This is a genomic window from Sphingomonas sp. Leaf34 (genome assembly GCF_001421805.1).
In the GTDB taxonomy this organism is placed as follows: domain Bacteria; phylum Pseudomonadota; class Alphaproteobacteria; order Sphingomonadales; family Sphingomonadaceae; genus Sphingomonas.
Genome location: NZ_LMLC01000001.1, coordinates 419494 through 443328 on the forward strand (window position 1 = coordinate 419494; position 23835 = coordinate 443328).

Below are 23835 nucleotides of genomic sequence, written 5' to 3' on the forward strand. Positions count from 1 at the left end.
GGTTTCGCCACGCCGCGTCCTTCCAATCGGCCGCATTAGCCATCATGGTACAGCGATGCCGACGATCCCCGCCATTTCGACGATCGCCCAGACGATCCAGCTCTCGCTTGCGCCGGTGTTCATGCTCGCCGGTATCGGCCAGCTGCTCAACGTGCTGGCGGGGCGGCTCTCGCGCGTGATCGACCGGGCGCGGAAACTGGAGCAGCTGCATCCCGATTTTTCGCCCGCCGAACGGACGCGCTATGGCTGGGAACTGCGCCTGCTCGACCGGCGCATGACGATCATCAACGCCGCGCTGTTCCTCGCGGTGTCGAGCGCGATCATGACGTGCGTGCTGATCGCGCTGCTGTTCATCGCCGAGCTTGCCAAGCTGCATTTCGGCACGGCGGTCGCCTTGTGCTTCATTCTTGCGATGATCCTGCTGATCGCCGCGCTGGTCTCGTTCATCTTCGAGGTCAGGATGTCGTTGCGGGCCTTCCGGATCCGTCCGGAATTGCTGAGGGATCTGCCATGATCGAAAAGCGCCTGCTGCAGGCGGTGATCGCGGTCGCATGCCTGTTGCCGCTGATCGTCGGCGGCCAGGGCGTGCTGCATGGCCCCGTGCCGTTCGGGCATCTGGCCGATGTGCCGCGCGATCTGGACAGCCATTTCCGCTATATCTCGGGGATCTTCTTCGCGACGGGACTTGGGTTCGTCAGCTGCATTCCGGATGTCGAGCGCAAGGGCGCGCGATTCCGGTTGCTGGGCGGGTTGATCGTCGTCGGGGGACTGTCGCGCGGGATTTCACTGCTGGCAGTGGGGGTGCCGTCGCAGGGGCATGTGCTCGGGCTGGTGATGGAGACCGTCGTCGTGCCGTTGCTGATGCTGTGGCAGTGGAATTTCGCAAAGCGGGTCGTCCGCGCCTGACGATCCTCCCCCGCCAGGGGGAGGTGGCTGGCGGTCGCCAGACGGAGGGGGCGGACACGGAACAGGCGTCATCGCTTGCCTCCCCCTCCGTCGCCTTCGACGCCACCTCCCCCGCCAGGGGGAGGATCGTTCGGTCAGCGAACCGGTTCCAAGCTGGGGCCGACGTCGGCGGTCGGTAGGTACTGAGGGGCGATGCGGGCCTTTGCGCGCTGTTCATAGGCATAGCCGGCGCCGAGCACCGCCGCATCGCCGTATCGAGTCGCGATGAACGACAGGCCGACCGGCAGGCCGCGGACCAGCCCCATCGGTACGGTCAAGTTCGGATAGCCTGCGACCGCCGGCAGTTCGCTCGAGCTCGGGCCGCCATATTGATCGCCGTAGACCGGTTCGCTGAGCCAGGCGGGGCCGTAGGTCGGCTCGACCAGCACGGTCGCGCCCGCGCTCTTGAGCATCGCGTCGATCCCCTCCGCGCCTGCCAGCCTGAGCGATTTCGCGCGCGCGGCCTTGTAGGCGGGGTCGTTCAGGCCCTTGGTCCTGGCCGCCGCGTCGAACGTCTCCTGCGCGAAGAACGGCATTTCGGTCGCGGCGTTCGCGGTGTTGAACGCGATCACCTGATCGAGCGAGCGCGTGCGGACCGCCGCGGGTGTGGTCGCGAGATAGGTGTCGAGATCGGCCTTCAGCTCGGTCTGGAGAACCAGCAACTCGGCCTCGCCGAGACCGTCGAGCTTGGGTTGCTTGACCTCGACGAGGACCGCGCCTGCGGCCTTCAGCACGTCAAGCGCGGCCTGGTATCTGGCGGCGACGTCCGCGGTCATCTCGGGCCGGAGCACGCCGACACGCAGGCCCGACAGCGCGCTGGTCGAGAGGGCTGCGGCATAGTCGCGCTGGTAGGCCCCTGCCCCCGCGGTCGCCGGATCCGCCGGGTCGGCCGCGATCATCGCCGAGAGCATCGTCGCGACGTCGCGCACGCCGCGCGCCATCGGGCCCGGCGTATCCTGGCTATGGCTGATCGGCACGACATGCGTGCGGCTGACGAGGCCCAGCGTCGGCTTCAGCCCGACGAGCCCGTTGATCGACGACGGGCAGACGACCGAGCCGTCGGTCTCCGTGCCGATCGCCGCCGCCGCGAAGCTCGCCGCGATCGCGGCGCCAGAGCCGCTCGACGAGCCGCAGGCGGTGCGATCGAGCGCATAGGGGTTGCGCACCAGGCCGCCGACCGCGCTCCACCCGCTCATCGACCGGGTCGAGCGGATGTTCGCCCATTCGCTGAGGTTGGTCTTGCCGAGGATCACCGCCCCCGCGGCACGGAGCCGCGCGACGACGGGCGCGTCGCGGCGGGTCATGTTGTCCTTCAGCGCGAGGCTGCCCGCGGTGGTCGGCATCGCATCGGCAGTCTCGACATTGTCCTTGATCAGCACGGGCACGCCGTGGAGCGGACCGCGGACGCGCCCCGCCTTGCGTTCGGCGTCGAGCGCCTTGGCCTGCGCCAGCGCGTCGGGGTTGAGCGCGATGACGGCGCGCAAGGCTGGCCCGGAGCGGTCCATCGCCGCGATCCGCGCAAGATAGGCGCGGACGAGATCGGCGCTGCTCGCCTTGCCCGCGGTCATCATCGCCTGGAGCTGGTCGATCGACTGTTCCTCGACCATGACCGTCTTCGAATATGCCGCCGCTGGAATCGCGGTCGCGAGCAATAGCCCGATGATAAGCTTACGCATTTTTCGAATCCCCTTTGGCGCGAGGCTATCGAGGTTCATGGCTTGCGCCAAGCGGCCTGAACGATGGTGTCGACGATGCGTTATGAAGCGGTAACGGATAGGGGAACGACGTGCGGCTGGTGTTGAAGATCGTCGGGAGTGTCGTGCTGCTGACGATCGTGGTCGTCGCGCTGGCGGTGACGATCGTCCCGAGGTTCCTCGACCGGATTTATTATCGGGGGCCGGCGACTGCGCATTTCGACGGCGAGCGATTCGCGAACCCCGACAACGACGCTGATACGCAGCAAATCCAGCCGGCAGGCGGCGGGCGCGCGAGCTTCTTCTGGCGCTATTTCACGGGCAGCGACGGCCGGCCGGCCTGGCCCAGTTCGGTGGCGGTACGGCCGATAGCGCCGCCCGCGCGAGTCGAGGGCGAGCGGATGGTCGTGACGTGGGTCGGCCATGCGAGCGTACTGATCCAGACGCGGGGGCTCAACATCCTGACCGATCCGGTGTGGGCGGAGAAAGCGGGGCCGCTCGGCGCGGGGCCGCGTCGGGTCGCCGAGCCGGGGATTGCCTTCGATGCGCTGCCGAAGATCGACCTCGTGCTGGTCAGCCACGATCATTACGACCATCTCGACAAGGCGACGCTCGGCCGTCTGTGGCGGCGCGATCGGCCGCGGATCGTCACGAGCTTGGGGAACGACAGCGTGATCGGGCAGACCGGCGCGACGGCGACCGCGCTCGATTGGGGGCAGCGGGTGGCGATCAAGCCGGGCGTTTCGGTCAGCGTGACTCGCAACCATCATTGGGGCAGCCGCTGGTTCAGCGATCGGAACCGGGCGTTGTGGTCGAGCTTCGTGGTGACGCTGCCGGGCGGGAACGTGTTCTTTGCGGGTGATACGGGGATGGGCGACGGCAGGTGGCCGGTCGAGGCCGCAGCGCTCGGCCCGATCCGGCTGGCGCTGATCCCGATCGGCGCGTTCCGGTTCGTCGACGGGCAGATGGAGTCGGGGAGCCATATCGGGCCGGTCGATGCGGTCGAGGTCTATCGCCGGCTGGGCGCGGCGCATGCGATCCCGATCCACTGGGGGACGTTCCGGCTGTCGTTCGAGGGGTATGACACGCCGCCCAAGCTGCTCGCGGCGGCGATGCGGTGTACCGGGCAGAGCGGCTTCGCGCCGGTGGCGATCGGGCGGCCGGTGGAAGTTGGGGGATATGTGAAGCCGGTGACGGGGACGCCGATGCCGCGGGCGGCTTTGCTGAAATGCCTCGATACCGCGGCGGTTCGGGCACTGCGGTAGGCCGGGGTATCGGTCTCGGATAGCTTGCCGCGCCGTGGCACCGACTGAGGAAGCACCCCGGCGGAGGCCGGGGTCCAGTTGGGGGAGGCTGCTGGCAGGGGACAGCGCTTCGTTACTGCCACCTTTCCAACTGGGCCCCGGCCTGCGCCGGGGTGGTGGCTCAGTCGATGTGGTGTATTAGGCCGGGGCGGTAATCGCCCAATCGGACCCGCCCGCTCACCCGATCTTGAACACGCACAGCTTGTTGCCGTCGAGATCGCGGAAATAGGCGCCGTAGAAGCCCATTTCTTCAGGCCCGCGCATACCGGGGGCGCCTTCGTCCGCACCGCCGAGTTCGATCGCTTTGGCGTGGACCTGGTCGACCTGCGCGCGCGAATCCGCGGCCAGCGCGACCATCGTGCCGTTGCCCGCGGTCGCGGCCTGGCCGTCATAGGGCTTGCCGACCACGAGCATCGGCTTGGCCGCGCCGGCGCCGTAGAAGGTCAGCTTGCGATCGTCGGGCATCTGCATGAGCCGCTTGCCGCCGGCGGTCGCGAGCAGCGCGTCGTAGAAGGTCAGCGCGGCGTCGATATCGTTGGTGCCGAGCGTTGCGTAGCCGATCATGACTCTCTCCTCTTGGGGGTTGAGGAGGCATATCGACACGGTTCTGCGGCCGAGACAATGCGCTTGGCCCGCCACCTTATCCGTCATCCTGGGCTCGACCCAGGATCCAGAGCCACGATGCTTCCGCTATGTGGCTCTGGATCCTGACTTTCGTCAGGATGACGGGGGGGCGTCAGGATGACGGGGGGTCAGCCGACGAAGGCGCGCTCGATCACGAACGTGCCGGGCTTCGAATTCGCGCCCTCCTCGAAGCCGTGCGCTTCGAGCATCACCGCGAATTCCTTGATCATCTCGGTCGAGCCGCACAGCATCGCACGATCGGTCTCGGGGTTGAGCTTCTGCTCGCCGCGCACCGGGTGGCCGAACAGCGACGCATCCTCGATCAGCGCGCCGATCCGCCGCGTGGTGCGGAACGGCTCGCGCGTCACGGTCGGGATGTAGTGGAACTGGGTCTGCGCCTCGTCGGCGATCAACGGGTCCTCGGCGAGCAGCCCGACCATCTCGTCGTGATAAGCGAGATCGCTCACGCGGCGCACGCTGTGCACGACGATGACCTGCTCATAGGCCGCATAGACGTCGGGATCGCGCATCAGGCTGAGGAACGGCGCGAGGCCGGTGCCGGTCGAGAACATGAAGAGGCGCTTGCCCGGGAGCAGCGCGTCGAGCACCAGCGTGCCGGTCGGCTTCTTGCCGAGATACACTTCGTCGCCCGGCTGGATCAGCTGGAGCTTCGAGGTCAGCGGGCCGTCCTCGACCTTGATCGACAGGAATTCGAGCTCTTCCGAATAATGCGGGGACGCGATCGAATAGGCGCGCATGATCGGCTTGCCGCCGTCCTGGGGCAAGCCGATCATCACGAACTCGCCCGAGCGGAAGCGGAAGCTCGACGGGCGCTCGATCGCGAAGCTGAACAGATGTTCGTTCCAGTGGCGCACCCAGAGGACCTTGGCGTTGAGGAACGCGGGGGTTTCGGGGATCAGCGCGGGCGCGCGGGTTTCGGCGACGATAGGGGCGGTCATGCGTCTTTTCCTTGGCCTGCGCGGCGGGGCGTCGGCGGATCGATGGCTTGCGAAACGGTCGCAGTATTGGCGCGCGGGGTATGGGTCAACAACAGCAAAGCTTGGGGGGGCACAAAGGCCGCCGCATCAAAACGCTCGTCATTCCCGCGCAGGCGGGAATCCAGACTGGCAACGCTCTCCCTTAAATTGCTGACGGCGTAGGTTATGGATCCCCGCCTGCGCGAGGATGACGGGTGGTTAGTGGAATGATGGAGCATCCAACGCCGTTGCCGTCGCTCCATCTGTTCCCCATATTCCCCCTCGATGGCCATTCAGATCCGCACCAGTCTCGCCGAGCCCGAAACAGGCGAAAGCTTCGTCCCGCACCGCCCGACCGCGCGGCCTGCCAAGGTCGAGGGCGGGAAGGCGTTCAAGCTCGTCAGCGACTATGCCCCTGCGGGCGATCAGCCGACCGCGATCGCCGAGCTGGTCTCGGCGATTGGCGAGGGCGAGAAGGACCAGGTGCTGCTCGGCGTTACCGGCTCGGGAAAGACCTTCACGATGGCGAGCGTGATCGAGCGCGTGCAGCGCCCCGCGTTGATCCTCGCGCCGAACAAGATCCTCGCGGCACAGCTCTACGGCGAGATGAAGTCGTTTTTCCCCGACAACGCGGTCGAATATTTCGTCAGCTATTACGACTATTACCAGCCCGAGGCGTATGTCGCGCGGTCGGACACCTATATCGAGAAGGAATCGTCGACCAACGAGTCGATCGACCGGATGCGGCATTCGGCGACTCGCGCGCTGCTCGAACGCGACGACGTGATCATCGTCGCGTCGGTATCGTGCCTGTACGGCATCGGCTCGGTCGAAACCTATTCGGCGATGATCTTCGACCTGAAAAAGGGCACGACGGTCGACCAGCGTGAGATCGTGCGCAAGCTCGTCGCGCTCCAGTACAAGCGCAACGACGCGGCGTTCCAGCGCGGCAATTTCCGCGTGAAGGGCGACACGCTCGAGATCTTCCCGTCGCATTACGAGGACAGCGCGTGGCGCATCTCGTTCTTCGGCGACGATATCGAGGAGATCACCGAGTTCGACCCGCTGACCGGGAAGAAGGTCGCGTCGCTCAATTCGGTGCGCGTCTATGCGAACTCGCATTACGTGACGCCCGGCCCGACGCTGAAACAGGCGGGCGAGGCGATCAAGCATGAGCTGGCAGAGCGGCTGAAGGAGCTGGTGCTCGAGGGCAAATTGCTCGAGGCGCAGCGGCTGGAGCAGCGGACGAACTTCGATCTCGAGATGATCGCGGCGACCGGCAGTTGCGCGGGGATCGAGAATTACTCGCGCTTCCTCACCGGTCGCATGCCGGGCGAGCCGCCGCCTACTTTGTTCGAATATCTGCCCGACAACGCTTTGCTGTTCGTCGATGAGAGCCACGTCACGATCGGCCAGATCAACGGCATGTCGCGCGGCGATCACCGCCGCAAGCTGACGCTTGCCGAATATGGCTTCCGCCTGCCGAGCGCGATCGACAACCGGCCGCTCCGGTTCAACGAATGGGACGCGATGCGCCCGCCGACGACCTATGTCTCGGCGACGCCGGGCAGCTGGGAAATGGAGCAGACCGGCGGCGTGTTCGCCGAACAGGTCATCCGTCCGACCGGGCTGATCGATCCCCCCGTCGAGATCAAGCCGGTCGAGGAGCAGGTGCAGGACCTGATCGTCGAGGTCGGGAAGACGACGGCGCTCGGCTATCGCACGCTTGTCACGACGCTGACCAAGCGGATGGCGGAGGATCTGACCGAGTATATGCACGAGGCGGGGATCAAGGTCCGCTACATGCACAGCGACGTCGAGACGCTCGAGCGTATCGAGCTGATCCGCGACCTGCGGCTTGGCGTGTACGACGTGCTGATCGGCATCAACCTGTTGCGCGAGGGGTTGGACATTCCCGAATGCGGGCTGGTGGCGATCCTCGATGCGGACAAGGAAGGATTCCTGCGCTCCGAGACCTCGCTGATCCAGACGATCGGTCGCGCGGCGCGTAACGTCGATGGCCGCGTGATCCTGTACGCCGACCGCGTCACGGGCTCGATGGAGCGCGCGATGAACGAGACCGCGCGGCGTCGCGAGAAACAGGTCGCGTACAACACCGAACACGGCATCACGCCGACGACGATCCGTCGCAACATCGGCGACATCATCGCGCATGTCGCGAGCCAGGATCAGGTGACGATCCCGATCGACGAGGACCGCCCGCCCATGGTCGGCCACAACCTGCGTGCGTATATCGAGGATCTGGAAAAGCAGATGCGCAAGGCAGCGTCCGATCTCGAATTCGAGACCGCGGGGCGGCTGCGCGACGAGATCCGCCAATTGGAGAACGAGGAGTTGGGTCTGCCGGTCGACCAGCAAAAGGCGCCGGTCATGGGCCGCTCGAACGAGGGCAAGCCGGGGACGCGGAAAACGCGCTATGGGAAGAGCCAGAAGATGCGGATGGGCGGCTCGCGCTCGCGTTGATATGCTTCGGCTTATAGGTTTGACGAGGTTCCATGAGTGGCGGACGATAATCTCCGGCTATGCTCAAACGGAATCTCGTCGAATGACCCAGACAGCGAAACTCTACGCGTGGTTGTTGGCCAATAGAAGGGGCATACTGCCCTTCCGCGATTTCGAGCGGCTACTGGCAGCGTTCGGATTTCAGCACGCCAGGTCCATCGGCAGTCATCGGCAGTATATCCACAGGTCGGTCCCGAGACCTTTTCCCATCCAGCCATCGGGCAAGGACGCCAAGCGCTACCAAGTCGACCAATTTCTTGATATGGTCGAAGAATATGATTTGAGTATTGATGAATGAGCTACCCGCGTTATCATATCAATGTATTCTGGTCGGCAGAGGATGCCTGCTGGATAGCAGACGTGCCGGATCTTCGCCCGTGCTCCGCGCATGGCGACACGCCCGATGAAGCTATCTCGAATATCCGCGATGCGGTGACGGGATGGCTCGCAACGGCGCAGGAGCAGGGTTTCGATATACCCGAGCCTCGATATCGACCCGCGATATACGCAGCCAAATTCGCAGCTTGAGGCGCACGTCCACAACAATCGGCTGACCGCATCCCTGCAATGGCGTAGGCACTTGCGATCAGTTAAATGCGTTTTCTGGAAAGCCGAACGAGAAGCTCGACGCCGCGCGACACGTAACCGCGCGGCAACCGAAGTTTAGCCGATAACGAGGTCTTCGCTGTTCGACCCGTAATAGCTCGCGACGCGGTCGGCATAGGCCTGGTCGAAGACGGGGGCGTTGTTCGCCCAGCTCGGGCCCCCTTCGAGGACACGCTTGTCGATCGTCACGACGTACAGGTCGCGGACCGCGTCGAACTGGAGCAGCGCGAACGGCAGCGGGTAGAAGCTCTTGCCCATGCCGAGGAAGCCGCCGAGGCTGAGCACGGCGTGCGTCGCGCGGCCGGTGCCCTTGTGGACCATGAAGGCGTGGACCGAGCCAACGCTGTCGCCGTCGCGGCTCTCGACCTTCATCGTGCCGGAAACGCTCGCCTGGACGAGCAGCTGGGTCGGGGTCTGGGCGGCGTCGGACATGAACATTCTCCTGATTTCTTCCGTCGCTGAACCGGTATCACCGTGCGGCGGTTCCCGCCTAGACCGCTTCGTCGCGCTTGAGCCGCCGCCGGGCGTGCCGCATAGCGATGCGATGCGTACCCAGTCCCCCTGTTCCGTCGGCTTGCGATCGCTTGCCAGCCCTATCGTCCTGGCGCGACTTGCCGGTCTGGCGACGCTCGCATCGATCGCCGGCTGCGTTCCGCCGCCGCAGGCCGAAGCGCCGCCGCCCCCGCGCACCGTCGCCGCGGCGCCCGCCCCGGCCCCGCGCCCCGTGCCGATCGCCGCCGACTGGCGCGACTGGCCCTATTCGCCGGGAACATGGGTGTATCGGCGCGACGCGCGCGGCTCGATCGCGTTGTTCGGACCGGCGAATGCCGACGCCTCGCTGACGGTCCGGTGCGATACCGGCGCGCGGCAAATCTATCTGTCGCGCGCGGGCAGCACGGCGACGCCGCTGACGATCCGGACGTCAAGCGTGACGCGCGCCGTATCGGTCCAGCCGACGGGCAGCACCCCGGCCTATGTCGCCGCCGCGCTGATGCCGAACGATTCGCTGCTGGAGGCGATGGGGTTCAGTCGCGGGCGGTTTGTCGTCCAGCAGGCCGGGCAGCCGCCGCTGGTGGTACCCGCCTGGGCCGAGATCGAGCGCGTGACCGAGGATTGCCGCGGCTGAAATCGACGAAGCGACAGCCGGGAAGGATCGGCTGAAAACTTCTGTAAAACAAGGCTTGTATCGCATCCCCGTCCGGCACACATTGGCGATGCGGTCAGGCTTGGCCGCGTTTTTTCCACAAGCGAAAGGAGGTGATCCGATGTCTCATGGTTCAGCAGTGAGTTCGGTTCGGTTCGTTCGGGGGACGCACCGCTAAGTCCGCCGGTTTGCGTGGGGAGTATCCTCTCCCAGTCAACACGCGAGCCATAGGACGACGCGGTACGCATGGTCCTCCGGGCTGGAGCTCTCCGGCCGCTGACCATGTCAGGAGGCTGTCGGTTCGTCGGGAGACGATCCGGCGGCCTCTTTTCATTTTGGGGTGGTTTGTTGTGGGTGGTGCGAGCGCGAATGGCGCTAGTGATTTTCGAAGGCACAGCTACCGCCCCACACTCTCCATCATCCTGACGAAAGTCAGGATCCAGAGTCATCAAGGGCGCGCTTCATAACCCTGGATCCTGACTTTCGTCAGGATGACGGGAGGAAGAGGCAGGGCTTCCCGCCTCGCCTCACGAACCGCCTCACAGGAACGCCTTCGCGCGCTTGAGCACGACGTTGCAGAGCTGCGTCTTCACCTGACCGCCGAGATTGCCGAGCGACAGCGTCTGGCCGTTGCCAGCCTGGACCTGCCCCGCCTGCCCCGCGGCATAGCCGGGCGAGGTCTGGACATCCCGTCGCCCGGTCAGCCGTTGCAGGATCGACTGCGCGCCGCTGGCCTGCGGCGTCGCCTGTGTGCCGGTCTGGCTGCCGGTCAATCCACCGAGCATGCCGCCCTGCCCGAGCAGCTTGTTCTTGAGGCAATAGCCGAGTAGGCCCGCCGCATTGCCGGCCCCGACCGACCCGACGTTGGGCAACCCGCCACCGAGCAGGCCACCCAATCCGCCGAGCCCGCCGAAACCACCCTGCGTGGTCTGCTCCGTCTGCGGTGCGGCGGCCTGGGATGCGGCCGTCTGCGCGGCGGCGCCGGTTGTCAGGCTGAGCGCGGCGGCAAGAACGATGGCGGTTTTCATGATACGCAACTCCGATGGGTTCCATTCACCAACGGTAGAACGCCTGCCCCGTTCCGCTGCGTTGCCGTACGGGAGCCCCGGCTCAGCGCTGCGCAAACAGCGCGTCGACCGATCCGCCATGTTCCGCCAGCACCGTCGCGACGCGGCGACGGGCATCGTGATAGGCCAAGGCCGATGCCCCGGGATCGGTCCCGCGCAGACGCCCGGCTTCGGCGTCGGTGAGGCTGCCTTCGGCGGCGACATGATCGGCATAGCCTTCCACGACCCAGGTCGGGAGGGTCGCTGCGCGCAGTTCGCCGAGGTGGTCGGCGATCATGATGTGCGTCGTCTCGTGCGCGATCACGCCCGACAGCCTGCGCGTGTTGCCGACGTCGCGATCGGTCGTCACGCGGTCGGCGGCGATATCGCTCCGGTTGAAGACGATCGCCGACCCGAACGGTCGACGAAACGCGAAGGCGTGCGGCGACTGGATGGCGAGCACGCGCCAGCGCCAGCCGCCGTTCGTCAGGAACAGCGACCGGTGCACCGGCCCCGTGTAGATCGGGCTCGATCGCAACAGCGTTTCCGCGCGCGCAAGGTCGTCGACGATCCGCGCGTCGATCGGGCGCTCGGCATAGACGGTAACGTCGCCGACCCGCTGGCTGAACGGAAACGCCAGGACCTGCGGCGCATAGGCCAGCATGAGCGCGAGCAGGAGGAGGACGCCGATCGTCCATCCGACGGGGCCGACCCGCCTCCTGCCCGCGCGCGTGGTCATGCGGGAGCGAGCAGCCCCTCGCGTGCGATCTTCTCGCGCCAGACGAGCGGGGCGAGCTGGTGGACGTTCTCGCCCGCCGAATCGACTGCGACGGTCACCGGGAAATCGGCGACCTCGAATTCGTAGATCGCCTCCATGCCGAGATCCTCGAAGCCGACGACCTTCGATCCCTTGATCGCGCGCGCGACGAGATAGGCCGCGCCGCCGACCGCCATCAGATAGGCCGACTTGCGCTCGGCGATCGCCTTGGTCGCATCCGCGCCGCGCTCGGCCTTGCCGACCATCGCGAGCAAACCCTGGTCGAGCATCATGCGCGTGAACTTGTCCATCCGCGTCGCCGTCGTGGGGCCTGCGGGGCCGACCACCTCGGTGCCGACCGGATCGACTGGCCCCACATAATAGATCACGCGACCGCGGAAATCGACGGGGAGCGGTTCGCCCTTCGCCAGCATGTCGGCGATCCGCTTGTGCGCGGCGTCGCGGCCGGTGAGCATCTTGCCGTTGAGCAGCAGGCGGTCGCCATGCTTCCACGTCTGCACGACCTCGGGCGTAAGCGTGTCGAGATCGACGCGGATCGCCGCCTTGTCGGGCGTCCAGTTCACATCCGGCCATTCCTCGAGCTTGGGCGCTTCGAGATAGACCGGACCCGAGCCGTCGAGCACGAAATGCGCGTGGCGCGTGGCGGCGCAGTTGGGGATCATCGCAACGGGCTTCGACGCGGCATGCGTCGGCCAGTCGAAGATCTTGACGTCGAGGATGGTCGACAGCCCGCCCAGCCCCTGCGCGCCGATGCCGAGCGCGTTGACCTTGTCGTAGATCTCGATGCGGAGCGCCTCGATGTCGTTCTTGGGGCCGCGTTCCTTCAGCTGCGCCATGTCGATCGCGCCCATCAGCGATTCCTTGGCGAGCAGCATCGACTTCTCGGCGGTGCCGCCGATGCCGATGCCGAGCATGCCGGGCGGGCACCAGCCGGCGCCCATCTGCGGGATCATCTCGAGCACCCAGTCGACGATCGAGTCGGACGGGTTCATCATCTTGAACTTCGACTTGTTCTCGCTGCCGCCGCCCTTGGCCGCGACGTCGATCGAGACGGTGTTGCCGGGCACCATCTCGACATGCATCACGCTCGGCGTGTTGTCCTTGGTGTTCCGGCGAGTGAAGGCGGGATCGGCGAGGATCGACGCGCGCAGCTTGTTCTCGGGGTTGAGATAGGCTTTGCGCACGCCTTCATCGACGACCTCCTGCAAGCTGCGGGTCGAGTCGAGACGGCAGTCCTGGCCCCATTTGACGAAGATCGTGACGATGCCGGTATCCTGGCAGATCGGGCGGTGGCCCTCGGCGCACATCCGGCTGTTGGTCAGGATCTGCGCGATCGCATCCTTGGCGGCGGGGCTCTGCTCGGCCTCGTACGCGACGCCGAGCGCGCGGATGTAATCCATCGGGTGGTAGTAGCTGATGAACTGGAGCGCGTCGGCGACGCTTTCGATCAGGTCGGCTTCGGTGATGACGGTCATGCAGCGCCTTTACGGATACAGGGTTGCAGGCGTCTTAGCGGCGATCGTGGGATTTATGAAGACGGGGCCGGTGCGGTGCGGTGATCGCGCGGCAACGGCCAAAGGTTAGGATAAGGTCACACCAACGTGCGGGCGCGTATCGAGTCCCGACAGACGGGAAAGGCCGGGACAGCGTTCATGCCGCCCCGACCTTTCCTAGCTATTTTAGAGACTTAACGAGATTACATCGGTGGCGTCAGGCCATCCTTGCCGACCGCGACGGACCTTGCCCCCGACGCGCCGGCCGAGGTGATCGCGAACAGCTTCTGGCCCTTTGCAAGGACCGATCGCTCGGCCGGCTCGAACCGGACGATCGGCGTGCCGACGGGCACGACGACCTGCGCCTTGCCGCCCTTGTACGAGATGCTCAGCTTGGTCTCGCCGGACTTGCCTGCGCCACCGGTAACGGTGCCGTTGGTCATCCCACTCTGCTGATCGACCGTGCCGTTGGTCATCGCGCTTTGCGCGTCGACGGTACCGTTGGTCATCGCGCTTTGCGCGTCGACGGTGCCGTTGGTCATCGCACTCGACCCGTTCGAGCCGCCGCCTGCAGCCGCCACCGCGCCGGGGACGTCCCAAGGATAATGACCCTCGCCGGTGCCGCGCATCGCCTCTGGGAAGATGACCAGTTCGACCGCGCGCAACGCGTCGTCGGGGCCGGTCGTCGCCGTACCGATGAAATCGCCGTCCTTAAGCGTCGACAGGTCGGACTTCACGACCCAGGCGAACTTGGTGTTGGCGTCGAGCGGCACGGTGGCCGACTTGCCGTCATAGGTCTGGACGGTCAGCGCGTCGGCGCCGATCGCGGTGATAACGCCGCGGACGCGGGTGACGGCGGGGGTCGCGCTCGCCACGGCGCTGGTGTTGGCCATGGCGATGTTGGCGGTCGAGGTGCTGGAATCCGTCGGAGTCGTCTGACCGCAGCCGCCTAGGACCGCGACCACACCGCTCAGCAGCATCAGCTTTTTCGTCAACATCGCAGTAAATCCTTCATACTATCAAAGCGTAGCGCCGAGACGGCCCCGGCGATCGCTTCGCGAGCGGCCATGGTGATATGGTCGATGCACCTCAACGCCAAAAGGGGCAATCGGTCGCATGCCAGTGGATAGCGTCGGCAAGCGACTGTGAGGCCGTTTCGCCAGCGGTAGGCCGACTTCGACTTTCCGCGGGTCGCTGCCCCCCCTAGAATGGGCCGATGCATCATATCAGCAACATCGTCGTCCTGACGGGCGCGGGCATTTCGGCGGAGAGCGGGATCGCGACGTTTCGCGGGCCGGGCGGCTTGTGGGAGGGCCACCGGGTCGAGGACGTGTGTACACCCGAGGCGCTCGCGACGGATGCTGAACTGGTGCACCGGTTCTACGATCTGCGGCGCGCGGCTCTGGCGACGGTCGAGCCAAACGCCGCGCACCACGCGCTGGCGCGGCTGGATGCGGCTTGGGAGGGCGAGCTGCTGATCGTCACGCAGAATGTCGATGATCTGCACGAGCGGGCGGGTGCGTCGCGGATGCTGCACATGCACGGCGAGCTGTTGTCGGCGCTGTGTGCGGCGTGTGGAACGCGGGAGGCCTGGGCTGGCGCTTTGCCTGAGGGGTCGGTGTGTGGCGCTTGCGGCGCGGCGGCGCTTCGGCCCGATATCGTGTTCTTTGGCGAGATGCCGTACCAGATGGAGCGGATCGAGGCGGCGTTGGCGAAGGCCGACCTGTTCGTTTCGGTGGGGACTTCGGGCGCGGTGTATCCGGCGGCGGGGTTCGTGCAGACCGCGGCGTATCATGGGGCAAGGACGCTCGAGCTGAACCTCGATCCTTCGATGGGGAGCGTGTTCTTCGAGGAGACGCGGATCGGGGCGGCGGGGGTGCTGGTGCCGGCGTGGGTGGACGAGGTGCTGGGCTGAAGGGTTGTAATCCCCCCGGCGAAGGCCGGGGCCCAATTGGAGAGGTCCCAATAACGATGCGCCCGCCGCCGTTACGGATGTCTCCCCAATTGGGCCCCGGCCTTCGCCGGGGTGGTGGTGGGTTGGCGACTTCAGTGCCCCTCGTGAACGGCAAAAGATCTGTTCTCCCGCGAGGGCGGGAGTCCAGGCTGGGCCCCCGCCTTCGCGGGGGATCAGTCTTCTGGACGGGGGTCAGTCGACCCAGTCTAGGCCCATGTCGCGGTAGACTTCGCGGTCTTCGTCCCAGCCGGGTTTGACCTTCACGTGGAGGTACAGATGGACGGGTTTGCCGGTGATGCTGGCGAGTTCGATGCGCGAGCGGGCACCGATTTCCTTGATCCGCACGCCGCCCTTGCCGAGCACGATCGCGCGCTGGGTCGGGCGTTCGACGAGAATCTGCTGGTGGATCTCCAACGACCCGTCCTGGCGTTCGATATACTGCTCGGTCTCGATCGTGCTCGCATAGGGCAATTCGGCGTGGAGCTGGAGATAGAGTTGCTCGCGCGTGACTTCGGACGCGAGTGCGCGCTCGGTCGAGTCGGAGACCTGGTCTTCGGGATAATGCCACGGGCCTTCGGGCATCGCCTTGGCGAGCTGCGTCTTGAAGTGCGCGAGGCCGTCGCCGGTGCCTGCGCTGATGAAGAACGTCTCGGCGAAGGGGAGCAGCGCGTTGAGCTTTTCCGCGTGGATCAGCAGCTTGGTCTTGTCGGCAAGATCGACCTTGTTGAGGATCAGCCAGATCGGCTCGGTGCGGCCGACCAGCGACTCGACGATGGTCGTGACCTTGCCGCCGATCCCGCCCTTGGCGTCGACCACCAGCGCGATGATGTCGGACCCTTCCGCGCCGCCCCAGGCGGCGGCGACCATCGCGCGGTCGAAGCGGCGCTTGGGCTCGAAGATGCCGGGGGTGTCGACGAGCAGGATCTGCGTGTCGCCTTCGATCGCGACGCCCATCAGCTTGGCGCGCGTGGTCTGCGCCTTGGGGCTGACGATCGCGACCTTCTGGCCGACGAGCGCGTTGACGAGCGTCGACTTGCCGGCGTTCGGGGCGCCGACGATGGCGACTAGGCCGCAATGCTTGGGCTTGGTATCGGGCGTGGTATTCGTTTCAGTCACATATGCTCTTTTCGAACTGGTGTGGTTGCACCTGTACAGGGAAAACGGCTGTCCGTCATCGCGTCGTGGATACGTCGAGAAAGGGAGTTTTGTTCGCGCGGGGGCGCAGAGAGCGCGGAGGTGGTGTGGTCGGGGCAAGGTCGCGCCCGACAAGACGCCGAGTTATTCGGCGGTGCGTGATCGTAGTGGGAGCGAGCCTCATTCGCAGCACCTCCGCGTCCTCCGCGCCTCCGCGCGAGCAAAACTCTTTCTAACTGAGCTTCTCCAGCAACGCCTTGGCCGCCGCGGTTTCGGCTTCCTGCTTGCTCGATCCCATGGCGGTCGCCTCGGCGAGCTTGCCGATCGAGACGAGGATCGTGAATTTGGGCGCGTGGCCGGGGCCGGAGCGCTCGACGACGGTGTATTCGGGGGGCTTGCGGTTATGCGCGGCGGCCCATTCCTGGAGCGCGGACTTGGGGTGCTGCGGGGCCTTGGCGCCGGCCTGGACGCGGTCGCCCCACGCGCCGCGGACGAAGGCGCGCGCCGCGTCGAGGCCGGCTTCCTGATACCAGGCGCCGATCAGCGCCTCCATCACGTCGCCGAGCACGTTGTCGCTGTCGCTGGCGCCATCGTCGCGCGCCTGCTTGCCGAGTTTCAGATGCGCGCGGACGCCGAGTTCGCGGGCGACGTCGGCGCAGACCGGGCCGGTGACCAACGCGTTGAGACGCTTCGATAGCGAGCCTTCGGGATCCGTGGCGAACAGTTCGTACAACCACTCGGCGATGATCAGGCCGAGGACGCGGTCGCCGAGGAATTCGAGTCGTTCGTAGTTCGCCGCGGCCTGGCTGCCGTGCGTCAACGCGCGCTCATAGGGAGCGAGGTTGGCGGGTGTGCGGCCGAAGAGCGTCTTCAGCCAGCCGGCGAGGTCGCTCAAAAGCCTTCCCCGATGCGGCTCCAGCGCGCGGCGCTGACCCAGGTCCAGGGCTTGAGCCATTCGGCATTGCCGTCGGTCGAGAAGAAGTTGACGACCGCCTTGCCCTCGACATTCTCGAGCGGGACGTAACCCATGCCGCTCGGCGCGGGGAAGCGACTGTCGCCGCTGTCGTCGCGGTTGTCGCCCATCACGAAGATGTGGCCCGCGGGGATCGTGTAGAGCCCGGTGTCGTCGCGGTCGGGGAGTTCGGCCTGGTCGAGCACTTCGTAGCTGCGACCATTCGGCAGCGTTTCGCGGAAGCGGGGGTAGCGGCAGATCTGGACGTTGGCGACGACGTCGACGAACGGCGCGCCGCATTTCTCGGCGTCGAAATTGGCGGTCAGCGGGATCGTGAAGTCAGCGATGCGCTGTTTCGCGATCGCCTTGCCGTTGAGGTAGACGACGCCCTGCCGCATCTGGACGGTCTCGCCGGGCAGGCCGATGACGCGCTTGATGACGTCGTGATCGAGGACTTCGGGCGCGCGGAAGACGACGACGTCGCCGCGCGTCGGCGTGCTGCCGAGGATGCGGCCGGGGATCAGCGGAACGCCCCCGGGCAACGACCAGCGCGAATAGCCGTAGTTCCATTTCGAAACGAAGAGATAGTCGCCGATCAGCAGGCGGGGCAGCATCGATTCGGACGGGATGCTGAACGGCGCGAAGATGAAACTGCGCAGGATCAGCACGACCACCGCCAGCTTCAGCAGGAAGCGGAACGTCTCTGCAGTCTCGGACCGCGCCGGTTTGGTCTTCGTGTCATTTGCCATGGCGGCGGGTTTGCGCAGACCGCGCGCGTCGTCAAGCGTGCGGAGGATACCGAACGCCGAAAGACCGTTGTCGCGGTCTCGCGCTTGCAGCATGACCGGCGCGCACGTCTATTCGGAGAAGTAGCATGACCGCCGACTGGTCCAAGATCGAAGCCCTGCCCGCCACCACGCTGACCGACCTGTTTGCACAGGATTCGGAGCGCCTTTCGAAGCTGAGCCTCGACGTCGCGGGTATCCATTTCGACTGGTCGAAGACGCATCTGACGACCGACATGGTCGCCGCGTTCGAGCAGATGGCCAAGGCGCAGGATCTGGCGGGCAAGCGCCAGGCGCTGTTCTCGGGCGAGGTCGTCAACGTAACCGAGGGCCGCGCGGTCGAGCACACCGCCGAGCGCGGCGAGGGCAAGCCCGAGAGCGTCGCGATCGCGCAGGCGAGCCACCAGCGGATGCGCACGCTGATCGATGCGATCGAGGCGGATGCGCTCGGGCCGGTGCGGCATATCCTTCACGTCGGGATCGGCGGATCGGCGCTGGGGCCGCAGTTGCTGGTCGACTCGCTCGGGCGTGACGACAAGCGCTATGATGTCGGGATCGTCGCCAATGTCGACGGCGTCGCGCTGGAGGACGTGTTCGCGAAGTTCGATCCGGCGGCGACGCTGCTCGTGGTCGCGTCGAAGACCTTCACGACGACCGAGACGCTGATGAACGCCGAGAGCGTGCTGCAGTGGATGACCGAGCATAATGTGGAGGATCCGTATGGCCGCGTGATCGCGCTGACCGCCGCGCCCGAAAAGGCGATGGAATGGGGCGTCGACGAGACGCGCATCCTGCCGTTCGCCGAGAGCGTCGGCGGGCGCTATTCTTTGTGGTCGACGATTGGGTTCCCGGCCGCGATCGCGCTCGGCTGGGACCGGTTCGAGGAGCTCCTCGAGGGGGCGGCCGAGATGGATCGCCACTTCCGTCTCGCCGCGCTGCACGAGAATGCGCCGGCGCTCGCGGCGTTCGCCGACCTCTATTACACGCAGATCCGCCATGCCGAGACGCGTGCGACCTTTGCCTATGACGAGCGGTTGCGCTTGCTGCCGAGCTATCTCCAGCAGCTGGAGATGGAGTCGAACGGCAAGTCGGTGACCGCGGACGGCGAGCCGCTCGGGCGGCCCTCGGCGGCGATCACCTGGGGCGGGGTCGGTACCGAGGCGCAGCATGCGGTGTTCCAGCTGCTCCACCAGGGCACGCATCTGGTGCCGGTCGAGTTCGTCGCGTCGATCGAGGCCGGCGACACGCTGCCTGAGGAGCATCACCGTGCGCTGTTGCTCAACGCGTTCGCACAGGGTGCGGCGCTGATGGCGGGCAAGCAGGTCGAGGATCCGGCGCGCAGCTATTCGGGTGACCGGCCGTCGTCGACGCTGCTGCTCGACGATCTCGATGCGCGCACGCTGGGGGCGTTGATCGCGTTCTACGAGCACCGTGTGTTCGTGAACGGCGTGCTGCTGGGGATCAACTCGTTCGACCAGTTCGGGGTGGAGCTGGGCAAGGAGATGGCGAAGGCGGCGGAGAAGGGCGGGCAGACGTTCGATCCTTCGACGGATGACCTGATCGCGCGCGCGTTTGGGTAAGTGGAGGTTGGGGGAACGTGCTTCCCCCAAGCCCCAACTCCGCCACCCCGGCGTAGGCCGGGGCCCAATTGGGCGAACCGTGGTTTCCCAAACGACCGCCTTCCCAATTGGGCCCCGGCCTTCGCCGGGGTGGTAGAAGAGGGAGCGCGCGCGCACCTCCCGCGTTACGCCTGCATGCCCATCCTCCTAGCCGCCGCGCTCGCCGCCTCTCCCACCCTCGCGCAGATGCGCTGGGAGCGGCGGGTGTTGATCGTCGCGGCACCCTCCGCGCATGACCCAATGCTTGCCGCACAGCGCCGCATCCTTGGCAGCTGGAGCGCGAAAGGCGACGAGCGCGACCTCACCATCGTCGAGGTCGTAGGCGATCAGGTCCGCGGTGCCGGCGACACCGCCCCTTCTCTGCGTCGCAAATTCCGCCTTCCCGCGACCTTCACCGCGATCCTGATCGGCAAGGACGGCGGCGAGAAACTGCGTAGCACGCACCCCTTCCCCACCGCCCTGCTCGAGCAGACGATCGACGCGATGCCAATGCGCAGAGCGGGTCAGCGATAGAGTCGGTCGATCAGCCTGATCGCCGCGCCGGGGTTGTCGCCTCGCGCCCCCTGCCCCAGATGGCACTCAAAGCCGCAGCGCGGCGCGCGACGTACAAGGATAGCCCGTGACCGATACCCAATTCGACTATGACCTCTTCGTCATCGGCGCCGGCTCGGGCGGGACGCGCGCGTCGCGCGTCGCCGCCGCGCACGGTGCACGCGTCGCGGTCGCCGAAGAATATCGCGTCGGCGGGACCTGCGTCATTCGGGGCTGCGTGCCCAAGAAGCTGCTGATCTACGGCGCGCATTTCGCCGAGGATCTGAAGGACGCCAAGCGCTTCGGCTGGCAGGTGCCCGACGATTGCGCGTTCGACTGGCGCGTGCTGCGCGACAACGTGATGGAGGAGGTCGACCGGATCAACGGCGCCTACACGACCACGCTCGAGAATAATCACGTCGACATCATCCACCAGCGCGCGGTCGTCTCCGGCCCCAACGAGGTGTCGCTCGCCGACGGCAGCAAAAAGACCGCGGCCAAGATCCTGATCGCGGTCGGCGCGCACCCGCTGGTGCCTGATTGCCCGGGCTCCGAACACGGCATCACCTCGAACGAGGTGTTCCACCTCGACGACGTGCCAAAGCGCGTCCTGATCGCGGGTGCGGGCTATATCGCCAACGAATTCGCCGGGATCTTCCACCAGTTCGGATCGCACGTCACGCTGATCAACCGCACCGACGTGATCCTGCGCGGTTACGACGAGTCGATCCGCGACCGGCTGCTCCAGATCTCGATGAGCAAGGGCATCGACTTCCGCTTCAACGCGGCGTTCCAGGGCATCGATAAGGGCGAGGACGGCTGCCTGACCGTCAGCATGAGCGGGCATGAGCCGATCACCGTCGACCTCGTGATGTTCGCGACCGGCCGCCTGCCGAACACCAAGGGCCTCGGGTTAGAAACCGCGGGCGTCGAACTCGACGCGGCGGGCGCGGTGGTCGTCGACGCGGACAACCGGTCGAGCTGCGACAGCATCTTTGCGGTCGGCGACGTCACCAACCGCATCCAGCTGACCCCGGTCGCGATCCGCGAGGGGCAGGCGTTCGCCGACACGTTCTTCGGCAACAAGCCGACGCGCGTCGATTACGCCAACGTCCCCGCTGCGGTGTTCAGCCACCCGCCAATGGCCGGCGTCGGCATGACCGAATCGCAGGCCAAGCAGGCGCTGGGATCGGTGAAGGTGTACACGTCGGATTTCCGGCCGATGAAGAACGTGCTCGCCGGGCGCAACGAGCGATCGCTCTACAAGATGATCTGCGACGGCGAGACCGACCGGGTGGTTGGCATCCACATGATCGGGCCGGACTGCCCCGAGATCCTGCAATCCGCCGCGGTGGCGGTGAAGGCAGGGCTGACCAAGGCCGATTTCGACGCGACGGTCGCGCTGCATCCGACGATGGCGGAAGAGCTCGTGCTGATGAAGTAAGGCCTTCGGGCTTTGCGTCCTGCGCGCAATTCGGTAGATCGGGCGCATACCCGATCCTCGAAAGGTTCCAGCATGCGTGAAGCCGCCATCGTGTCGACCGCCCGTACCGCTATCGGCAAAGCCTATCGCGGCGCGTTCAATGCGACCGAAGCCCCGGTGCTGGCGGGGCATGTGATGAACGCGGTCGTCGAGCGCGCCGGGGTAGATCCGGCGCGGATCGACGAGGTGTTCTGGGGCATCGGCAACCAGTGGGGCACGCAGGGCGGCAATGCGGGGCGGATGGCGATCTTTGCCGGCGGACTGCCCGAGTCGGTGCCGGCGTTCACGCTCGACCGGAAATGCGGATCGGGCCTGACCGCGGTGGCGATGGCGGCGCGGACGATCATCTGCGACGAGGCCGATGTCGCGCTGGCCGGCGGGATGGAGTCGATCAGCTACACCGTCACCAAGGACGCGCCGCGCTACGTCAATGCGAGCGTGATCGCCAAGGAGCCGGCCGCCTATATCCCGATGATCGAGACCGCGGAGATCGTCGCCGAGCGCTACGGCATCAGCCGCGAGGCGCAGGATGCCTATGCCGCAATGAGCCAGCAGCGCGCCGCGGCGGGCCTCGCGAGCGGCGCGTTTGCCGAGGAGATCGTGCCAATCACCGTCGAGAAGGCGCTGTTCGACAAGCAGGGCAATCATGCCGGAATCGAGAGCGTCACGCTGTCGCAGGACGAGGGCATCCGCGCGGGAACGACGCTGGAGGGGCTGCGCGGGCTGAAGACGGTTTGGGCGGGCGGCGACTTTTCGGGCCCCGGCACGAGCGTGACTGCGGGCAATGCCAGCCAGTTGTCCGATGGCGCATCGGCGCAGTTGCTGATGGATCGTAAGACGGCCGAGGCCGAGGGCAAGGAGATCCTCGGTATCTATCGCGGGTTCCAGGCGGCGGGATGCAGCCCGGCGGAGATGGGGATCGGGCCGATCTTTGCGATCCCGAAACTGCTCGAGCGCGCGGGGCTGTCGGTCGGCGATATCGGGCTGTGGGAGCTGAACGAGGCGTTCGCGTCGCAGTGTCTGTATTGCCGCGATCATCTCGGCATCGATCCGGAGAAGTACAACGTCAATGGCGGCGCGATCGCGGTGGGGCACCCGTTCGGGATGACCGGATCGCGGCTGGTCGGCCATGCGCTGATCGAGGGGCGCAAGCGCGGCGTGCGCTATGTCGTGGTGTCGATGTGCACCGCGGGGGGCATGGGGGCTGCGGGGTTGTTCGAGATCGTTTGAGGTTGGCCCCGGCGCGGGCGTGCCCTCACCCTGCCAACACTAAGACGCCGCGGGCCCCTTCCCTCTCCCCGATGGGAGAGGGAGATGCGCGTCCGGGGCATTGCCAACGTCCTGAGCCGGGCGCAGGTTTGCGCATTCTCCAGGGGGACGCGCGGCTATGACGACGGCATTGATCACCGGCGCATCGGCGGGGCTTGGCGAAGGCTTTGCGCGGGCGCTTGCGGCCGAGGGGACCACGCTGATCCTCACCGCGCGGCGGGTCGATCGGCTCGAGTCGCTGGCGACCGAACTGCGCGCAGCGCACGGCGTCGCGGTGCATGTCTTTGCCGCCGATCTTGCGGACCCGGATGGCCCGACGACGCTCATCGCAGCGATTGCGGCCGCCGCGATGCCGGTCGACGTGCTGATCAACAATGCCGGGTTCGGCGCGCGGGGTGACTTTGCGGACCTCGACAGCGCGCTGCAGCTTGGCATGATCGACCTCAATTGCCGCGCGCTGGTGGCGCTGACACACGCGATCCTACCACAGATGATCGCGCGCGGATCGGGCGGGATCCTCAACCTCGCCTCGGTCGCCTCGTTCCAGCCGGGACCGTGGATGGCTGTCTATTATGCGAGCAAGGCGTTCGTGCTGAGCTTTTCCGAGGCGCTGCACGAGGAGGTGAAGGCCAAGGGCGTGCGGGTGGCCGCGTTGTGCCCCGGCCCCACGCGCACCGAGTTCGCCGATATCGCCGGGCTGGGCGACACCGCTCTGTTCGAACGCCTGGCAAGCGATCCGGGTGCGGTGGTGCGCGACGGGCTGGCGGCGCTGGCCGCGAACCGGGCGGTAAAGGTGTCGGGCGCACTGAACTTCGCGATGGCCGAGGGGATACGCTTTACGCCGAGAAGCCTCGCGCGGCGGATCGCGGGGGCGTTGCAGAAGGCGCGCGACTGAGGCGGATCAACGGCCGGCGAACTCGGCGATGGCCGGTACGATCGCGATGCCCTGAAGCATCCCGTCGAACCGGCCTTTG

General features: G+C 66.4%; 24 protein-coding genes. 13 read left to right on the forward strand and 11 right to left on the reverse strand.

Going from position 1 to position 23835, the window contains the following annotated elements; translation table 11 throughout:
• Positions 1-55 precede the first annotated feature (55 nt).
• The gene (locus ASF00_RS01930) at positions 56-514 is read left to right on the forward strand and encodes a DUF2721 domain-containing protein (protein ID WP_055873373.1); all 459 of its coding nucleotides are present in this window, start codon (positions 56-58) and stop codon (positions 512-514) included.
• A complete protein-coding gene (locus ASF00_RS01935) occupies positions 511-906 on the forward strand; it encodes a DUF4345 domain-containing protein (protein ID WP_055873376.1) in 396 nt (131 codons plus the stop codon). Before ASF00_RS01930 ends, ASF00_RS01935 begins: the two co-directional genes overlap by 4 nt.
• Positions 907-1040: 134 nt before the next feature.
• Here the strand turns inward: ASF00_RS01935 and ASF00_RS01940 are convergent, their stop codons facing one another.
• The gene (locus ASF00_RS01940) at positions 1041-2621 is read right to left on the reverse strand and encodes an amidase (protein ID WP_082463165.1); all 1581 of its coding nucleotides are present in this window, start codon (positions 2619-2621) and stop codon (positions 1041-1043) included.
• 110 nt (positions 2622-2731) lie between these two features.
• Between ASF00_RS01940 and ASF00_RS01945 the strand changes: the two genes are divergently transcribed.
• The gene (locus ASF00_RS01945; protein ID WP_082463166.1) at positions 2732-3904 is read left to right on the forward strand and encodes an MBL fold metallo-hydrolase; all 1173 of its coding nucleotides are present in this window, start codon (positions 2732-2734) and stop codon (positions 3902-3904) included.
• Between the two features lie 216 nt (positions 3905-4120).
• Here the strand turns inward: ASF00_RS01945 and ASF00_RS01950 are convergent, their stop codons facing one another.
• Together ASF00_RS01950 and ASF00_RS01955 are read right to left on the reverse strand one after the other, a co-directional pair.
• Positions 4121-4507, reverse strand: a complete 387-nt coding sequence (locus ASF00_RS01950; protein WP_055873382.1) for a VOC family protein — start codon at positions 4505-4507, stop codon at positions 4121-4123.
• 188 nt (positions 4508-4695) lie between these two features.
• Complete coding sequence (locus tag ASF00_RS01955) at positions 4696-5526, reverse strand: ferredoxin--NADP reductase (RefSeq protein WP_055873385.1); 831 nt, start codon at positions 5524-5526, stop codon at positions 4696-4698.
• A 303-nt stretch (positions 5527-5829) separates the two neighbouring features.
• On the opposite strand from ASF00_RS01955, the gene uvrB reads away from it, so the two are divergent.
• From uvrB to ASF00_RS01970, 3 genes are all read left to right on the forward strand, one after another.
• A complete protein-coding gene (uvrB, locus tag ASF00_RS01960) occupies positions 5830-8028 on the forward strand; it encodes an excinuclease ABC subunit UvrB (RefSeq protein WP_055873387.1) in 2199 nt (732 codons plus the stop codon).
• 82 nt (positions 8029-8110) lie between these two features.
• Positions 8111-8365: a type II toxin-antitoxin system HicA family toxin gene (locus tag ASF00_RS01965; protein ID WP_055873389.1), complete on the forward strand. Its 255-nt coding sequence runs from the start codon at positions 8111-8113 to the stop codon at positions 8363-8365.
• Positions 8362-8595 carry a type II toxin-antitoxin system HicB family antitoxin gene (locus tag ASF00_RS01970; RefSeq protein ID WP_055873393.1) on the forward strand — a complete coding sequence of 78 codons (234 nt, stop codon included), beginning with the start codon at positions 8362-8364 and terminating at the stop codon, positions 8593-8595. The genes ASF00_RS01965 and ASF00_RS01970 overlap by 4 nt, the downstream gene beginning before the upstream one ends.
• 135 nt (positions 8596-8730) lie before the next feature.
• Here the strand turns inward: ASF00_RS01970 and ASF00_RS01975 are convergent, their stop codons facing one another.
• The gene (locus tag ASF00_RS01975; RefSeq protein ID WP_055875228.1) at positions 8731-9105 is read right to left on the reverse strand and encodes a PRC-barrel domain-containing protein; all 375 of its coding nucleotides are present in this window, start codon (positions 9103-9105) and stop codon (positions 8731-8733) included.
• 112 nt (positions 9106-9217) lie between these two features.
• Between ASF00_RS01975 and ASF00_RS01980 the strand changes: the two genes are divergently transcribed.
• The gene (locus ASF00_RS01980) at positions 9218-9799 is read left to right on the forward strand and encodes a hypothetical protein (protein WP_235525552.1); all 582 of its coding nucleotides are present in this window, start codon (positions 9218-9220) and stop codon (positions 9797-9799) included.
• 557 nt (positions 9800-10356) lie between these two features.
• On the opposite strand, the gene ASF00_RS01985 is transcribed toward ASF00_RS01980, so the two are convergent.
• The 4 genes from ASF00_RS01985 to ASF00_RS02000 all read right to left on the reverse strand — a co-directional run bounded on the left by ASF00_RS01985 (position 10357) and on the right by ASF00_RS02000 (position 14132).
• Positions 10357-10845 (reverse strand): DUF2501 domain-containing protein, encoded by a 489-nt coding sequence (locus tag ASF00_RS01985; RefSeq protein ID WP_055873396.1) that lies wholly within the window; start codon positions 10843-10845, stop codon positions 10357-10359.
• An 82-nt stretch (positions 10846-10927) separates the two neighbouring features.
• On the reverse strand, positions 10928-11602 hold the full coding sequence (locus tag ASF00_RS18675) for a hypothetical protein (protein WP_055873399.1): 675 nt from the start codon (positions 11600-11602) through the stop codon (positions 10928-10930).
• Positions 11599-13116: a fumarate hydratase gene (locus tag ASF00_RS01995; RefSeq protein WP_055873402.1), complete on the reverse strand. Its 1518-nt coding sequence runs from the start codon at positions 13114-13116 to the stop codon at positions 11599-11601. Before ASF00_RS01995 ends, ASF00_RS18675 begins: the two co-directional genes overlap by 4 nt.
• A gap of 221 nt (positions 13117-13337) precedes the next feature.
• On the reverse strand, positions 13338-14132 hold the full coding sequence (locus tag ASF00_RS02000; protein ID WP_055873404.1) for a hypothetical protein: 795 nt from the start codon (positions 14130-14132) through the stop codon (positions 13338-13340).
• A gap of 218 nt (positions 14133-14350) precedes the next feature.
• On the opposite strand from ASF00_RS02000, the gene ASF00_RS02005 reads away from it, so the two are divergent.
• On the forward strand, positions 14351-15049 hold the full coding sequence (locus ASF00_RS02005; RefSeq protein WP_055873407.1) for an NAD-dependent deacylase: 699 nt from the start codon (positions 14351-14353) through the stop codon (positions 15047-15049).
• Between the two features lie 231 nt (positions 15050-15280).
• Here the strand turns inward: ASF00_RS02005 and era are convergent, their stop codons facing one another.
• The 3 genes from era to lepB all read right to left on the reverse strand — a co-directional run bounded on the left by era (position 15281) and on the right by lepB (position 17923).
• A complete protein-coding gene (gene era, locus ASF00_RS02010) occupies positions 15281-16204 on the reverse strand; it encodes a GTPase Era (RefSeq protein ID WP_055873410.1) in 924 nt (307 codons plus the stop codon).
• 250 nt (positions 16205-16454) lie between these two features.
• Positions 16455-17159, reverse strand: a complete 705-nt coding sequence (gene rnc / locus ASF00_RS02015; protein WP_443024379.1) for a ribonuclease III — start codon at positions 17157-17159, stop codon at positions 16455-16457.
• Positions 17114-17923 carry a signal peptidase I gene (gene lepB / locus ASF00_RS02020; protein WP_055875233.1) on the reverse strand — a complete coding sequence of 270 codons (810 nt, stop codon included), beginning with the start codon at positions 17921-17923 and terminating at the stop codon, positions 17114-17116. Before lepB ends, rnc begins: the two co-directional genes overlap by 46 nt.
• A gap of 125 nt (positions 17924-18048) precedes the next feature.
• Here lepB and pgi point away from each other — a divergent pair, with 125 nt between their 5' ends.
• The 5 genes from pgi to ASF00_RS02045 all read left to right on the forward strand — a co-directional run bounded on the left by pgi (position 18049) and on the right by ASF00_RS02045 (position 23756).
• The gene (gene pgi / locus ASF00_RS02025; RefSeq protein ID WP_055873416.1) at positions 18049-19539 is read left to right on the forward strand and encodes a glucose-6-phosphate isomerase; all 1491 of its coding nucleotides are present in this window, start codon (positions 18049-18051) and stop codon (positions 19537-19539) included.
• A 174-nt stretch (positions 19540-19713) separates the two neighbouring features.
• Positions 19714-20091 (forward strand): DUF4174 domain-containing protein, encoded by a 378-nt coding sequence (locus ASF00_RS02030; RefSeq protein WP_055873419.1) that lies wholly within the window; start codon positions 19714-19716, stop codon positions 20089-20091.
• Between the two features lie 106 nt (positions 20092-20197).
• Complete coding sequence (gene gorA / locus ASF00_RS02035; RefSeq protein ID WP_055873423.1) at positions 20198-21553, forward strand: glutathione-disulfide reductase; 1356 nt, start codon at positions 20198-20200, stop codon at positions 21551-21553.
• 72 nt (positions 21554-21625) lie between these two features.
• Positions 21626-22822, forward strand: coding sequence for a thiolase family protein (locus ASF00_RS02040; protein WP_055873426.1), 1197 nt, complete (start codon positions 21626-21628; stop codon positions 22820-22822).
• 157 nt (positions 22823-22979) lie between these two features.
• Positions 22980-23756 (forward strand): SDR family NAD(P)-dependent oxidoreductase, encoded by a 777-nt coding sequence (locus tag ASF00_RS02045; protein WP_055873429.1) that lies wholly within the window; start codon positions 22980-22982, stop codon positions 23754-23756.
• Positions 23757-23835: the final 79 nt, after the last annotated feature.